A 15,000-nucleotide genomic window follows, 5' to 3' on the forward strand; every position below is an offset into this window, starting at 1 on the left:
CGGGAGTGTTAGCCTGACGATGATTCTGGTCAAAACAATGCCGGCCGCCTTTCGGCGGCCGGCATCTTTCACGAACGGCGCGAGCGCCGCATCAATTTACGCGGCGTTGTAGCCGGCGACCGCCTTGACCTCGAGATATTCCTCGAGGCCGTACTTGCCCCACTCGCGGCCGTTGCCGGACTGCTTGTAGCCGCCGAACGGCGCGGTGCGGTCGTTCGGCACGCCCTGCAGGTTGACGTTGCCGGCGCGGATCTGGCGGGCCACGCGGCGCGCGCTTTCCACGGTATCGCCCGTGACGTAACCGGCGAGGCCATACGGCGTGTCGTTGGCGATCTTCACGGCGTCAGCTTCATCCTTGGCGCCGATGATGGTCAGCACCGGCCCGAAGATTTCCTCCCGCGCGATCGTCATCTCGTTGGTGACGTCGGCGAAGATGGTCGGGCGGACATAGAAGCCCTTGTTGACGCCTTCGGGCAGGCCGGGACCGCCGGAGACCAGCGTCGCGCCTTCGTCGATGCCCTTCTTGATCAGCGCCTGGATCTTGTCCCACTGGATACGCGACACGACCGGGCCGATGGTGGTGCCTTCGGCGCGGGGATCGCCCGCCTTGGTCTTGTCGGCGACGCCCTTGGCGATCGCAGCGACTTCCTTCATCTTCGACAGCGGCACGATCATCCGCGACGGCGCGTTGCACGACTGGCCGGAGTTGTTGAACATGTGCATCACGCCACCGGTGACGGCCTTCGCAAGGTCAGCGCCTTCGAGGATGACGTTCGGCGACTTGCCGCCCAGTTCCTGGCTGACGCGCTTCACGGTCGGCGCGGCGCGCTTGGCGACGTCGACGCCGGCGCGGGTCGAGCCGGTGAACGAGATCATGTCGATGTCAGGATGTTCGCTCATGGCGGCGCCGACTTCGGGGCCGAGGCCGTTGACGAGGTTGAACACGCCCTTCGGCACGCCGGCTTCATGGAGGATTTCCGCAAAGATCAACGCCGAGCTCGGGGTGAATTCCGATGGCTTGAGGATCATGGTGCAGCCGGCGGCGAGCGCGGGCGCGACCTTGCAGGCGATCTGGTTCAAGGGCCAGTTCCAGGGCGTGATCATGCCGATGACGCCGACCGGCTCGCGCACGACGACGGCCGAGCCGACCGTCTCTTCGAAATGATAATTCTTGAGGACTTCCAGCGTGGAAGCGATATGGCCGAGGCCAGCGCCGGCCTGCAGGCGTTCGGCCATCGGCAGCGGCGCGCCCATTTCGTCGGAGACGGCGGCGCCGATCTCCTTCATGCGGCCCTTGTAGACCTCGATGATCTTTTCCAAGAGCGCGACGCGCTCCTCGCGGCTGGTCTGCGAATAGGTCAGGAAGGCGCGCTTGGCGGCGGCAACGGCCTTGTCGAGGTCGGCCTTCGAGCCGAGCGCAACTTCGTACATCGCTTCTTCGGTCGCCGGGTTGACGACAGGGGTGGACTTCTTGACGGCGGGATCGACCCAGGCGCCGTCGATGTAGAATTGCATGCGGTTGACCATCGGAAACCTCTTTATCAGGGAGTCATGAGGAGGAACGGTAGCGTTCGGCAGGCATCTTTGCACGAAAGCCAGGCCGGTTGAACCCGCCATATGCGGGGTGCCGCGATGCGGCAGGCGCTGGATATAAGATCAGGGATGCGACGCTGGCAAGGTGCTCACTCTTGTTTACCCTCCCCTGGAGGGGGAGGGTCGGCTCACATGGAGCGCAGCGGAATGTGAGACGGGGTGGGGTGACGGTCTCTCCACTCGAGCACTGTTAGACGGGGAGAGACTGTCACCCCACCTCGGTTCGCATTTCATGCGAACCGATCCACGAGCGAGCTTCGCTCGTCTCGGACCCCTCCAGGGGAGGATAAGAAGATCACACCGCCGTCTTCCGATGCCGCACCGGCGCGCCTACCGTCAGGCTTTCGGCCGCATCGATGATGGCGTTGGCGTCGATGCCGTAGTGGCGGTAGAGGTCGCCGATTGTTCCGGTCTGGCCGAACTGCTCGACGCCGAGCGCCTCCACCCGGTTTCCACGCACGCTGCCGAGCCAGCCGAGTGCCGCCGGATGGCCGTCGATCACGGTCACGATGCCGCAGTCGCGCGGCAGCGGCGCCAGCAGTTTTTCGACATGGCTGAGATACTGGATGCCACGGCGGTCGCGCCGCAAATTCCGCGCCGCGGACCATCCGGCATGCAGCCGGTCGGCCGAGGTTACCGCCAGTAAACCGACATCGCGGTGGCTTTCGCCGATGAAGCCCACGGCCTCGATCGCCTCCGCCGCCACCGCCCCGGTATAGGCGATCACGATGTCGCAGTTGGGCCCCGGCTCGCGCAGCCAGTAAGCGCCCTCGGTGATGCCTGTTTGCAGCTCCGGCGCCATGATGCGCTGCGGCTGGTCCAGCGTGCGGGTCGAGAGCCGCAGATAGACCGAACCACCCTCGCCGGCTTCGCGCTGCATGTGGCGAAAGCCCCAGCCCATGATCACGGCAAGTTCATCGACAAAGGCCGGTTCGAACGAGGCCAAGCCATCCTGCGCCATGCCGATCAAGGGCGTCGCGATCGATTGATGCGCGCCGCCTTCCGGCGCCAGCGTGATGCCCGACGGCGTCGCCACCACCATGAAACGGGCGTCCTGGTAGCAGGCATAATTCAGCGCATCGAGGCCGCGCTCGATGAAGGGATCGTACAGCGTCCCCACCGGCAGCAGCCGCTCGCCATTGATCGCGTGCGACAGCCCGAGCGCCGAGAGCATGATGAACAGGTTCATCTCGGCAATGCCGAGTTCCAGATGCTGGCCCTTCGGCGAAAAATCCCAGTTGAAGGTCGAAGGGATTTTCTCCTGCCGGAACAGATCGTGGTTCTCGGCTTTGGCAAACAAGCCGCGGCGGTTGACCCAGGCGCCGAGATTGGTGGACACGGTGACATCAGGCGACGCGGTAACGATGCGCGAAGCCAATTCGCTATCGCCGCGCGCGAGCTCGTTGAGCACCAGGCCAAAGCCCTGTTGGGTCGACATCTGCGCCGTTGGCTTGAAGGCAAGCTGTTGCGGAACATCGATCACGGGTGCGGTGAGACGGCGGCGGCCTTCCTGATTGAACGGCGCTGCCGCCAAAAATGCTTCGAGCTCGGCCGGCGCCTGCGACAGGCCCTCGAACTTTTCCCATTCATGGCCGGGGCGAATGTTCTGTGCCCCGCGCCATTTCTCCATCTGCGTAACCGTCATCAGGCCGGCGTGGTTGTCCTTGTGGCCCTGCATCGGCAGGCCGACGCCCTTGATGGTGTAGGCGATGAAGCAGACCGGGCGATCGTGATCGATCGCCTCGAAGGCTTCGATCATGCTCGCCATGTCGTGGCCGCCGAGGTTGGACATCAGCGCCAGCAATTCGTCGTCGCTGCGCCGGTCGATCAGTTGCGACACCTGCCCCTGATCGCCGATATCGTCCTGCAAATGCTTGCGGAAGGCCGCGCCACCCTGGAAGCACAGCGCCGCATACATCTGGTTCGGGCAATTATCGATCCAGCGCCGCAAGGCTTCGCCGCCGGGCTCGGCGAACGCCGCCTGCATCAGGCGGCCGTATTTCACGATCACGACCTCCCAGCCGAAATTGCGGAACATGGATTCGAATTTCGCCCACAGCCCCTCGCGCACGACGGCATCGAGGCTTTGTCTGTTGTAGTCCACCACCCACCAGGTGTTGCGAAGGCCGTGCTTCCAGCCCTCCAGCAGCGCCTCGAAAATGTTGCCCTCATCCATCTCGGCATCGCCGACCAGCGCGATCATCCGCCCTTCGGGCCGGTCTTTCATCCAGCCATGCGACGTGACGTAGTCCTGCACCAGCGACGAGAACAGCGTTTGCGCGACGCCGAGACCGACCGAGCCGGTCGAGAAATCGACGTCATCGGCATCCTTGGTACGCGACGGATAGGACTGCGCGCCCTTGTAGCCGCGAAAATTTTCCAGCTTCTCGCGGGTCTGGTGCCCGAACAGATACTGGATGGCGTGAAACACCGGGCTCGCATGCGGCTTCACCGCGACGCGGTCCTGCGGACGAAGCACGGAGAAGTACAGTGCCGACATGATATTGGCGAGCGAGGCGGACGACGCCTGATGGCCGCCGACCTTCAAGCCGTCGGTATTCGGCCGGATGTGGTTGGCGTGGTGGATCGTCCATGACGACAGCCAGAGAGCCTTGGCCGCCAGCGCGGACAACAGTTCGAGGCGTGCGGGCTCGATGGGCATGGCAATGCTCCGGACAGGGTTAGTATGCGCCAATTTTAGCGGGCCGGCCGGTGCCAAATTTCTCAAATTCTCGCGACATACACCTCATTATTGGGATAAACTACCACGATTACCCTCCAAACCATGAGTTCATCCCAATGCCGGCTCTCGACGCCATCGACCGCAAGATTCTCGCTTTGCTGCAGTCCGACAGCCGCATGACCATGCAGGAACTCTCCGACAAGGTCGGCCTCTCGGTGTCGCCCTGCCATCGCCGCGTCAAGCTTTTGGAAGACCGCGGCGTCATCACGCGCTACATCGCGACCGTCGACCAGAAATCGTTGGGGCTCCATGTCAGCGTCTTCATCTCGATCAAGCTGGCGCGGCAAAAGGAAGAGGATCTCAACCGGTTTGCGAAAGCGATTTCGAAATGGGACGAGGTGCTGGAGTGCTATCTGATGACCGGCAACCGCGATTATTTGCTGCGCGTCGTGGCGGCTGATCTCTCCTCCTACGAAGCATTCCTGAAAAACAAGCTGACGCGGCTCGACGGCATCGCCTCGATCGAGTCGAGTTTTGCGCTGAGCCAGGTGAAGTACTCGATCGCACTGCCGGTGTAGCGCAGCTCTCAATTCCGTCATTGCGAGCGCAGGTCCGTAGGGTGGGCAAAGCGACTGCGTCCTCCGTAGCTCAACGAGCGAAGGCGGAAGCGTGCCCACCAAAAGGAACGCCGTTGATAGACGGTGGGCACGTCGCTAACGCTCCTTTGCCCACCCTACGGGCGCGCTCTCGCCGCATGACCGTTTTCGCGGGATTTGCGTCATTTCGATTAGAACATAACGGAAGTAGACTCGATTCCGATCAACATCGAGCAGCCAATCATGAATTCGCGAGGTATCTTGTGGAGCGCGCTCGGCGCAATCGTGCTTTTCGCCGTAATCGCCGGGGCCTGGATCCTTTCGCTGCCGGTGGCTAGTTCCGTCGCCGCTCCCCCGGCAATCGCACAGGACGAGCGCGATGCGACGATCGCGGCGCTGAAGCCGCCGAAGCGGCAGCGTCCGCTGATCGCCATCATCGGCATCAACAACGCCACCGAAACCACCGATTACCTGATGCCCTACGGCATCCTCAAGCGCGCCGATGTCGCCGATGTCGTCACGCTCGCAACCCAGCCCGGCCCCATGACGCTATTTCCGGTGCTGAAGGTCGAACCGCAGGCGACCGTAGCAGAGTTCGATGCGCGGCATCCCGACGGCGCCGACTATGTCATCGTTCCCGCCATGACCCGCGACGACGATCCGGCGGCGCTGCAATGGATCAGGAACCAGTCGGGCAAAGGTGCGATCATCGTCGGCATCTGCGCAGGCGCCAAGGTGGTCGGCGACGCCGGGCTGCTGCACGGCAAGCGGGCGACCACGCACTGGTATTCCGTCGAGGAATTGCGCGGCAAACATCCCACGATGCGCTACGTCGAAGACCGGCGGCTGGTGGTCGATGACGGCGTGGCGACCACGACCGGCATCTCGGCGTCGATGCCGATATCGCTGACGCTGATCGAGGCCATCGCCGGACGGGATAAGGCCCGCGCCGTCGGCCGGGACATCGGCCTCGCCGACTGGGACGCGCGGCACGAGAGCGACGCGTTCAAGTTCACCCGCCCGTTTGCGCTCACGGCGATCCGCAACACGGCCGCGTTCTGGGCGCACGAGCGGCTCGGCATTGAACTCAAGGAAGGCGTCGACGAGGTGTCGCTGGCGCTGGTGACTGACGCGTGGTCGCGCACCTATCGCTCACAGGCGGTGACGTTTGCGAGCGAAGCCGGCGCCCAGCAAAGCCGCAACGGCATTCGTATCTTGCCCGATGAGGTCGCGACGAACTGGCCGGTGGAACGGCTGCTGCCGGAGATCGGGGACCGCAAGCCGGCGGAAGCGCTCGACGACACGCTGCATGCCATCACGGCCCGCTACGACGCGCGCACGACCGACTTCGTCGCGATGCAGTTGGAGTATCCGAGAAATCGAGCGACGCAGTGAACTCCCGCAGGCTGGGCAAAGCGACTACGTCCGCGGTAGCTCAACGAGCGAAGGCGGAAGCGTGCCCACCATCAACAGTGAAAATGTGAATGGATGGTGGGCACGGCGCTCGCGCGCCTTTGCCCACCCTACCCCGCGCGACGTCACTGTCGTCATTGCGAGCGAAGCGAAGCAATCCATTGTCATCTCGTGCGCGGAAGGATGGATTGCTTCGCTTCGCTCGCAATGACGTGGAGAGAGCGCGGGCCACATGGTTCGAGACGGCGCCACGCCTCCTCACCATGAGGGTTTTAAGGTTGCCATGTGGCTCCGACGATCATCACCGCCACGGCTCGACGATGATCTTGGTGTGTACTTCCGGATTGGCGAGATCGGCGAACGCCTTCGCAACGCCATCGATGCCCACGCTGGCGGTCACCATCGAGGCGGCATCGACCTGCCCTTCCGCGATCAGGCGCAGCGAGTACGCGAATTCCTCCGGCGTGTAGCCCAGCACGTACTGAACGTTGAGCTCCTTGAGGATGCCGAGCATCGGCTCGGCGCGGTCGGTTTCCATGCAGACGCCGACGACGACAATGCGCGCATCGCGCGGCGCGCCCTCGAACACCTGCTGGATCAGGCCGGGCACGCCGACGCATTCGAAGATCAGCGCGGGTTTTAGTGCCGGCAACAGCGCCTGCAGCGGCGGGCGCGCGGCCTTTTCCTCCGCCGACATCTGGGCATGCTCGGCCCAAGTGGCATAGGGCTGCGTGCGCGCAGGGTCCACCACCATGTCGGCGCCGAGCTTTTCGGCGAGCGCGCGGCGTGCCGGCGAATAATCGGCAGCGACGATCGGGTGCATCCCCCTGATCTTCAACGCCGCGATGACCGCGAGGCCGACCGGGCCGCAGCCGATCACCAGCGGCACCTCGCCACCCCTGATGTTGGCCTTTTCTACCGCGTGCACGCCGACCGCGAGCGGTTCGGTCAGCGCGGCGTGCTCGGCGGCAAGACCGTTCGGGACTTCGAGCAGCAGGGTTTCGCTGAGCAGCATGCGCTCGGCATAGGCGCCGACATTGTCGTTGGAGTAGCCGATGCCCTGCGGGCCTTCCGCGGTCAAAAGCGCCGGCAGCGAACAGACTTTCGTGCCGGGCTTGAACTTCTGCGTCGTGCCCGGACCATAGTCGAGCACCTCGCAGCAGAACTCATGGCCGAATACGACGTCGCGCGAGAGGTCCATCGGCTTGCGACCGGGAAAGTGTTTTGCCAGTTCCACCATGCGGTGCGCGTGCTTGCGCGCGTGCAGGTCGGAGCCGCAGATGCCGCATGCCAGCGACTTGACCAGCACCATGCCCGGGCCCGGCTTGGGTTCCGGCATCTCGTCGACGACAATTTCCCCGTTGCGGAAAATGGCTGCGCGCACGAAAGATCCTCCCGGTGATTTTCTTTCACCTTAACCACTATCGGTTCTGATTGAAATCAGAACCGCTGCGCAGGATTTTTCTTGACGCGTTTTCTTAACGCGAACCGGTGGCCACCCCGCATCAAGTGCGGGGCAGGCTTTCGCTCGAAAACGCTATGGCAGGATCACCACGCGTAGCGCACAACACCCTTGCCCGCGTAGGAATTGGTGACGTTGGAGAACTGGCCTTCGAAAATGGTCGCGGCCGACCAGCCGTTCAGCCATTTCATCTCGGCCGCGCCGGTGACGAGCGCCGATTCGTGCGCCTGCGCTGCGCCGTTGACGACGAAGGCCGCGCCCGGCAGCGTCTGGAACAAGGCCGTGACGTTGCGGTCGGTGTTGAAATCATGCGCCCAGGCGGCGCGGCCACGCAGGGTCAGGATGCCGTTCGACATCGCAAACGACCTGTCGGTGCGAACGCCGAGTTCGGTGCGCGAGGCCGTGACATCCTTGGCCGCATAGTTCAGCGCGAACGTGCCGGCGCCCGCCAGCACCTGCTCGGCATAGGCCGGCAGGCTGTAGGTGGTGAACTGGCCGGCGGCATAGGGCGTGATGCCCATCCATGGCGTCACATAGCGGTAGCCGCCCTCAACGCGGCCTGAATAAGCGTTCGCGTTGAACTGGGCGCGCAGGCGCTCGAAACCCGCCACGGTAACCGTGCGCTCGGTCGTCACGTCCTGCCAGCCATAGGCCGCGGCGGCCGTGATATAAGCGTTGCCCATGTTGTGGCGAATGAAGGCGCCGGCCTGGAACAGGTCCGAGCGCCCGGAGCCGAAACCCGAGACGCTGAAATTGGTGCCGCCGCCGGCGAGCGCAAAACCTGCGAGCGTGTCGCGCGAGAGGCGATAGTCGGCGCCAACCGCAAACCCGAACGCGCGCGCGGTCGCGTCGTTCGATCCAAGCGCAGCATTGCCACTCGTGTTGCTGCCGCCGCCGAAGGCGGAACCCCAGACGCTCCAGCGCTGATCGAACAGATCGTTGCGTGCGATATCCGCTTTGGTTGGGAATTTGGCAAAGGCGTCGCGCGCGGCGCGGGGTTTCTTTGCAGCATAGCCAAGCGCGCTCTCTTCGGCGAACGGGATCGCGCCTGCATTGCCACCGAAGCCGCCATTGCGGCCGGCCACGAACGGATCGGAGATCAGCGACAGGAACAGGTTCATGGCGTCGAAGGTGCCCTGCTGCGATCCGGTCGCCAGTTCGCCGGAGACTTGCGTGAGGCCCGCCGGCGAGAGCGAGGCGAAGCCGACCGGAATGCCGCCGGTGGTATTGAAGAAATTGGTCAGCGCGTTGGCGACGTTCTGCTGGTTGACATTGAGGCCGCCGCCGTAATTCAGCGCGAAGTTCAGATAGACGTTGTTGGCGTCGTAGCTGAGGGTCGGGTTCAGGTTGGACGAAACGCCAGTAACGACCGGGTTGAATGTGTCTGCCAGGCCGCTGACGGCGGTAAGGATCGTGTACTGCTTGGTCACCGCGCCGGTCGGAACGACCACGACCGTGGCGCCGCCGAGGGTCACTGCGCCCACGACTCGCGTCAGATCGCTGTTCGTGCCCGAGATCTCGACCATGTAGCTCGAAGCTGCCGAGAACGTCAGGCTGTTTGCGACGTTGAGAGTGCCGATCGAATTGCCCGGCGCAAGTGTGCCGCCATTGACGACGACATTGTCGATCGTGCCGGTGCCGCCGAGCGTGCCGCCGGCATTGACGGTAACGAGTCCGTTGATGACGCCGTTGACCGAGAGCGTACCGCCAAGCACGTTCCAGTCCTGCGCGCCGGTGCCGGTGACGGTCCAGTTCGAGCTGTCGACCTTGTTGAAGGTCGAGAAGCCGTCATATTGCTGGCCGGCGCCGATCAGGCTGAGGTTGAACGTATCCTTGCCGGTGCCGCCGAGCTGGAACGTGTCGGTGCCGGTGCCGATCACGAAGCCATTGATGACGCTGCCTGGGCCGAGGGTCAGTACGTTACCGGAACAGACGCCGCAGAATTCGATCGCAGCAAAACCGGTCGCGGCGTTAATGGTTCCCGAATTGAAGACCGTTCCGCCGCCGCTGACGAGAATCCCCGTCGCGCCCGCGCCGACGTTGATCGTCCCGGTGTTGATGACGGAATTGCTGCCGCCGAAACTGCTGACGTCGATACCGAAGGCAACGCCATCCCCGACGGTGATGGTGCCGCTGTTGATGATGGTATTGGAATTGCCTGCTACCACGATGCCGGAGGCGTTGGCGCCGAGAAGGATATTGCCGCTGTTGGTGATCGTGCTGGACAAGCCGATGTACACGATGCCGCCGGTCGCGGCACCGCCATTGATGGTGCCGCCGTGGATGATCGTCGCGTTGTCGCCCTGCACCGAAATGCCGCCGCCGTTGTCCGCGACGTTCATCCTGCCGATGCTGGTGACCATGGCGTCGTCACCGAACACGGCGATGCCGATGCCGGAATCGCCCACGTTGACGGTGCCGGCGTTGTTGACGATCGCGCGATTGCCCTGCGCGAAAATGCCGGCGGCGTTTTGGCCGACGGTGATGGTCGCGCCGGCGAGGTTGCTGATGGTGTTGTCGTTATTGATGGCAATAATGGCGGCCAGCGCCCCGACCGTGTCGCCGATCGTGATCTGGCCGGCGTTGATCACGGTGTTGTTGCCCGCGGCGAAGATTCCCACGCCATCGTCGCCGATGGCAATGACGCCGGAGGCGGCGTTGACAATCGTGTTGTTCACGCCGGCGAAGATGCCGGTGGTATTTGGCCCGGCAGTGAGCGTGCCGCTGTTGGTAACCGTGTTGAAGTCGTTGACGCTGATGATCACGCCGCCGCCGCCGTCGCTGACGGTCGCTCCAGAAAGCACGTTGACGGTGAGATTGTCGACGCCGCCGCCCGCCTGAAAGCCGGCCGGGGTGTTGCCGCTGCAGGTGACGGTTTGGCCACTCGATGCCGGATCGGGCGCGCACGCCGCGTTCGCGGGCGCGGCCGACAGACACAGGCCAATGAAAAACGCCGACAAGGCGACCGCCTGCGCTGCCAAACGTCCGCAGCGCCGGCTCCGCGCCGACCGTAGCAATTGATTATGCAACGCCTGGACCCCATTACCCCGCGGCGCTCTCGGGCGCCGTCCGAACCTAAGGTAGCACGGGTTCCACCGTAGGATTACGGTTGCCACGAAAATCTATAGATTTGGCAACAAGAACGGGCGTTTTCCGCCGCAACTGTGGCGCTCACGCCACGTTTTTGACAAGCGGATTGTCATTCGGCGCACAATACAACCGAAGGGCAGAATCAGGCGTTCGGCGACGGCTCGCCCGGGACAGAAAGAAGCTGCGAGCGCCGGACCCGTTCGCGATGGGCGGTGTAAAGCCCGCTGGCGACGATGAAGGCGGCGCCGGTGATGGTGTAGGCGTCAGGGACTTCGCCGAAGATCAAGAAGCCGAGCACGCTCACCCACAGCAATTGCGTGTAGGAAAACGGCGCCAGCACGGAGGCGTCGGCATAGCGGAACGCCAGCACCACGATCCACTGGCCCGCGGTCGAGGCGACGCCGATGAAAATGCCGAAGGCGATGTCGTGCCAGGTCGGCGTCACCCAGACGAACGGCACCAGCGCGGAGAGAATGCAGACGCCCACGATCGACGAATAGGCCATCACGGTGATGGCGCGCTCGGTGCCGCTCATCATCCGCGTGATGATCAGCGTGCAGGCCCAGGCCAGCGCCGAAACCAGCGGAAAGAATGCTGCGGGGTGAAACGCGCCGGTGCCCGGCCGCAGGATGATCAGCACGCCGATCAACCCGACCCCGGTCGCGATCCAGCGGCGGAGGCCAACCTTCTCGCTGAGGAAGATGATCGACAGCGCCGTGACGAACAGCGGCGCGACGAAGCCGGTGGCGGAAGCTTCCGCAATGGGAAGGAATCGCAGGCCGGAAATGAAGAACAGCGACGAGCCCAGGATCGTCAAGCCGCGCAGCAGATGCAGGCCGAGCCGGTTGGTCTGCATCGCAAAGAGCGGAGAACCCGGCATCATCGCCGGCGTCATGATCAGCGCGAACACCAGGAAGCGGATCCAGGTAATCTCGATCGAGGGCAGCGTCGCCGAGAGATATTTCGCCGTTACGTCGGAGGCGCCGAGAAAGATCGTCGAGGCCAGCACCAGCGCGATGCCCTTGAACGGCCGATCGGCGCGCGCGGGTGCCTTGCGAACGACGGACTGCTTCTCGGGCAAAGGTATTGGAGCGCTGTCCAGCCTCGCGGCTGCGGCGGGGGGCGGTGTCACGGCAATCTCGAAGGCAGTAAATTTCGAATCGGGTGAGGTTGTAAAAAACACCAATTCGCCCGATGCGACTAGGTCCGAAAACAGGATGCGGATATGCGCTGAGGGGACAATTGCAAGACTTTGTTAAGGACGGTGTTCCGTCAGAGCATCGGCAGGCCGCGCGGCTTCAGCCCGCGTGGAAAGGCGTTGTCGAGCGCGGCGATCTCGGCATCGCTCAGCATCAGATCGCCAGCAGCCGCATTGTCCGCGGCGTGCTCTGCGCTCGACGCCTTTGGAATCGCGAGCACCGATGGCGCGCGCGTGAGAAACGCCAGCGCGACCTGGCGCGCGGTCGCCTTGTGCGCGTCGGCGATGGCCTGCAGCACCTCGCCGCCCTTGCTGCGTGCGGACGGGAAATCATTATGGCCGAATGGCGAATAGGCGACGACGGCGGTGCCGTGCTTCTCGCACCACGGGATGACAGCGTGTTCGATCGCCCGCTCCTGCAGATGGTACAGCACCTGATTGCAGGCGATCTTGCCCTCGCCCGCGACATCGAGCAATTCGTCGAGATCGTCTGCATCGAAATTGCTGACGCCCCATGAGCGGATTTTCCCCGCGCGAACCAATTCGTCGAACGCCGCCACCGTCTCCTCGAACGGATAGGAGCCGCGCCAGTGCAGCAGATAGCAATCGAGATGATCGGTCTTCAGGCGTTTCAGCGAACGCTCGCAGGCGGTGATGGTGCCGCGCCGCGAGGCGTTGCTCGGCAGCACTTTTGAGACGATGAAGAGTTTTTCACGCGGCAGGCCAGTGATGGCGTCCGCGATCACGAGCTCGGCGTCGCCATACATCTCGGCGGTGTCGATATGGGTCATGCCGGCTTCGATGCCCCGGTGCAGTGCGGCGACGGCGGCCTTGCGGTCGCCGCGGTCGAGATACCAGGTGCCCTGCCCGATCACGGAGACGTCGGGATTATTGCTGCCGAATTTTTTCTGCTTCACGATCACCTCAACTTCTGACGATGCCGACCAAACGACGACTGCGATGCAGTGCGAGCGAGTTCTCCGCCGGCAGACCGCGCAGCCAATCGCGGAAGCTCGATATCTCGGGACAATCCGCGGTGCCGGCAGGCGCAATCAGCCAGTCGCCGAGCCCGGATCCCTCCGTCACGCGATCGCAGCGGTAGCCCGGATGGTGGCCGAGACCGCGGGCGATCAGCACATCGACCTTGCCCTCGATCAACTCGTGGAGGCCTGCGGGCTGCAGCACCCGCAAGCCGATTTCCGCGTGGCTTGCGCGAAACTCCGCCAGCTCCAGACGGCGCAGATCGAAGCTGCCGTGCACGCCGAGCTGCAGCAGCACCGCGCCCACCGGCTTCAATTTTTCGGTCGCATTGGCGATGCGGCGAAAGCCGCCGGAAATCTCGGGCAAATAGGCCTGGCCGGCCTCGGTCAGAACGAGTTGCTTGTGCAGCCGCTCGAACAGGCGAACGCCAAGGCGCGCTTCCAGCGCCTTCACCTGCTGCCCCACGGCGGCAGGCGTCACATGCAGCTCATGCGCGGCGAGCTTGAAACTGAGATGCCGGGCTGCGGCTTCGAACGCGCGGAGCGCATTGAGCGGTGGAAGGATGTAGGTCATCGCCGTCCAGTTTGTCACTGATAGGCGCTGGCCTTGCAATAGATTTTCTTGCGCTGGACCGCAGCAACAATGCTTTGCCCCGTGGGGCTGCCGCCGGTTACGGTCGGACCGCAATCCGGAGTTCCCATGCCCCGCCGTTTAGACCATCTCGTCGTCTGTGTTCACGATCTGGCGCAGGCTGCGCTGGACTGGCAAACGCTTGGTTTCAGCCTCACGCCGACCGGCGTGCATCCGTTCGGAACCAGCAACCGCCTGGCGATGTTCGCCAACAATTTTCTCGAGCTGCTGGCCGTCACCGATGCTGCATCGGTGCCGCCGGCTGCACCTGATAGATTCAGCTTCGCCGCCCACAACCAGGATTTTCTCGCCGCCGGGGAAGGAATGTCGATGCTGGCGATGCACAGCGCCGACGCCCATGCCGATGCGGCGCGCTTCAACGCCAATCACATCGGCGCCTATGCGCCGTTTGATTTTGGCCGTGATGCGGTGCTTCCGGGTGGCGGCACGGCGCGTGTTGAGTTTTCACTGGCCTTCGCTACCGATTCCGCCATGCCCGGGATCGCGTTCTTCACCTGCCAGCAGCGTCACCCGCCGGAATTGTTCTGGAAGCCAGAGTATCAGCATCACCCCAACGGCGCCTTGCGCGTGATCGAGGTCGTGATGTCGGCACCGGAGCCGGTGGAGCATCGCGGTTTCCTCGAACGCATCACGGAAAGCGCGGCCGAGCTTGTGCCCGGGCGACTGACGGTCGGCGCGCGCGGCGATTGGATCACCGTGCTCGGCCCGGCCGAGATGGCGCGCCGGCTGCCGGGCTTAGCCGTCGCACCTTCGCCGCGGTTTTGCGCCGCGCGTCTGGCGGTCGCCGATCTGGATGCGACCAAGCGGACATTGAAGAACAACGGCGTCGACTTCGAGGTTGCCGGCGCCGTGCTGCTCGTTCCGCCCGCGGCGTCGCATGGTCTGGCGCTGGAATTCGTCGAACAGGAGACAATCTGAATGGCTCAAATCGTCAGTCATAATCCCGCAAGCGTCCACGCGCCTTCCAGCGGCTACAGCATGGGGCTGGAACTTTCTCAGCATCGCCGGCTGCTGTTCGTCAGCGGCCAGGTGCCGGAAAAATCTGATGGCAGCGTGCCCGAAGGTTTTGAGGCGCAATGCGAGCAAGCCTGGCGCAACGTCATCGAGGTGCTCGCCGCCGCCGGCCTCGGCGTCGAGCATCTGGTCAAGATCAATACTTTCCTGACCGACCGAAGCCAGGTCGTGGCCAACCGCGCCATTCGCCGCAAGATGCTCGGGGGAAACGAACCTGCGTCCACGGTGATGATCGCTGAAACCGTCGACGGCAAATGGTTGCTGGAGATCGAGGCGATCGCTGCGGAATGAAACGCTGCAAACGGTCGGCGGTAGATTG

The 15,000-nt window shown here is 63.8% G+C and carries 11 protein-coding genes; 4 read left to right on the top strand and 7 right to left on the bottom strand.

Annotation, left to right across the window (positions count from 1 at the left end):
• Positions 1 to 96: 96 nt before the first annotated feature.
• Positions 97 to 1,527, bottom strand: coding sequence for an aldehyde dehydrogenase family protein (locus tag ACVWVY_RS36500; protein ID WP_456630937.1), 1,431 nt, complete (start codon positions 1,525 to 1,527; stop codon positions 97 to 99).
• Between the two features lie 361 nt (positions 1,528 to 1,888).
• Positions 1,889 to 4,255, bottom strand: coding sequence for a transketolase (locus tag ACVWVY_RS36505; protein WP_456630938.1), 2,367 nt, complete (start codon positions 4,253 to 4,255; stop codon positions 1,889 to 1,891).
• Between the two features lie 137 nt (positions 4,256 to 4,392).
• Between ACVWVY_RS36505 and ACVWVY_RS36510 the strand changes: the two genes are divergently transcribed.
• The gene (locus ACVWVY_RS36510) at positions 4,393 to 4,854 is read left to right on the top strand and encodes an Lrp/AsnC family transcriptional regulator (protein WP_456630939.1); all 462 of its coding nucleotides are present in this window, start codon (positions 4,393 to 4,395) and stop codon (positions 4,852 to 4,854) included.
• A 261-nt stretch (positions 4,855 to 5,115) separates the two neighbouring features.
• Positions 5,116 to 6,267, top strand: a complete 1,152-nt coding sequence (locus ACVWVY_RS36515; RefSeq protein ID WP_456630940.1) for a DJ-1/PfpI family protein — start codon at positions 5,116 to 5,118, stop codon at positions 6,265 to 6,267.
• A gap of 319 nt (positions 6,268 to 6,586) precedes the next feature.
• Here the strand turns inward: ACVWVY_RS36515 and ACVWVY_RS36520 are convergent, their stop codons facing one another.
• The 5 genes from ACVWVY_RS36520 to ACVWVY_RS36540 all read right to left on the bottom strand — a co-directional run bounded on the left by ACVWVY_RS36520 (position 6,587) and on the right by ACVWVY_RS36540 (position 13,589).
• A complete protein-coding gene (locus tag ACVWVY_RS36520) occupies positions 6,587 to 7,669 on the bottom strand; it encodes a zinc-binding dehydrogenase (RefSeq protein ID WP_456630941.1) in 1,083 nt (360 codons plus the stop codon).
• Between the two features lie 164 nt (positions 7,670 to 7,833).
• The gene (locus tag ACVWVY_RS36525) at positions 7,834 to 10,110 is read right to left on the bottom strand and encodes an autotransporter outer membrane beta-barrel domain-containing protein (protein ID WP_456632400.1); all 2,277 of its coding nucleotides are present in this window, start codon (positions 10,108 to 10,110) and stop codon (positions 7,834 to 7,836) included.
• Positions 10,111 to 10,979: 869 nt separating this feature from the next.
• Positions 10,980 to 11,924 (bottom strand): DMT family transporter, encoded by a 945-nt coding sequence (locus tag ACVWVY_RS36530; RefSeq protein ID WP_456632401.1) that lies wholly within the window; start codon positions 11,922 to 11,924, stop codon positions 10,980 to 10,982.
• Between the two features lie 185 nt (positions 11,925 to 12,109).
• Positions 12,110 to 12,952 (bottom strand): aldo/keto reductase, encoded by an 843-nt coding sequence (locus tag ACVWVY_RS36535; protein ID WP_456630942.1) that lies wholly within the window; start codon positions 12,950 to 12,952, stop codon positions 12,110 to 12,112.
• A gap of 7 nt (positions 12,953 to 12,959) precedes the next feature.
• A complete protein-coding gene (locus ACVWVY_RS36540) occupies positions 12,960 to 13,589 on the bottom strand; it encodes a LysR family transcriptional regulator (RefSeq protein WP_456630943.1) in 630 nt (209 codons plus the stop codon).
• A gap of 126 nt (positions 13,590 to 13,715) precedes the next feature.
• Here ACVWVY_RS36540 and ACVWVY_RS36545 point away from each other — a divergent pair, with 126 nt between their 5' ends.
• Together ACVWVY_RS36545 and ACVWVY_RS36550 are read left to right on the top strand one after the other, a co-directional pair.
• Positions 13,716 to 14,585, top strand: a complete 870-nt coding sequence (locus ACVWVY_RS36545) for a VOC family protein (RefSeq protein ID WP_456630944.1) — start codon at positions 13,716 to 13,718, stop codon at positions 14,583 to 14,585.
• Positions 14,586 to 14,972, top strand: a complete 387-nt coding sequence (locus tag ACVWVY_RS36550; RefSeq protein ID WP_456630945.1) for a RidA family protein — start codon at positions 14,586 to 14,588, stop codon at positions 14,970 to 14,972.
• Positions 14,973 to 15,000: the final 28 nt, after the last annotated feature.

The organism is Bradyrhizobium sp. URHC0002 (assembly GCF_054059515.1).

Excerpts from the sequence above, each read along its gene's own strand:
- ACVWVY_RS36525 (WP_456632400.1), bottom strand. The coding sequence starts at position 10,110 with ATGGTCACCAGCATCGGCAGGATGAACGTCGCGGACAACGGCGGCGGC.
- ACVWVY_RS36550 (WP_456630945.1), top strand. The coding sequence starts at position 14,586 with ATGGCTCAAATCGTCAGTCATAATCCCGCAAGCGTCCACGCGCCTTCC.
- ACVWVY_RS36540 (WP_456630943.1), bottom strand. The coding sequence starts at position 13,589 with ATGACCTACATCCTTCCACCGCTCAATGCGCTCCGCGCGTTCGAAGCC.
- ACVWVY_RS36510 (WP_456630939.1), top strand. The coding sequence starts at position 4,393 with ATGCCGGCTCTCGACGCCATCGACCGCAAGATTCTCGCTTTGCTGCAG.
- ACVWVY_RS36500 (WP_456630937.1), bottom strand. The coding sequence starts at position 1,527 with ATGGTCAACCGCATGCAATTCTACATCGACGGCGCCTGGGTCGATCCC.
- ACVWVY_RS36515 (WP_456630940.1), top strand. The coding sequence starts at position 5,116 with ATGAATTCGCGAGGTATCTTGTGGAGCGCGCTCGGCGCAATCGTGCTT.
- ACVWVY_RS36505 (WP_456630938.1), bottom strand. The coding sequence starts at position 4,255 with ATGCCCATCGAGCCCGCACGCCTCGAACTGTTGTCCGCGCTGGCGGCC.
- ACVWVY_RS36545 (WP_456630944.1), top strand. The coding sequence starts at position 13,716 with ATGCCCCGCCGTTTAGACCATCTCGTCGTCTGTGTTCACGATCTGGCG.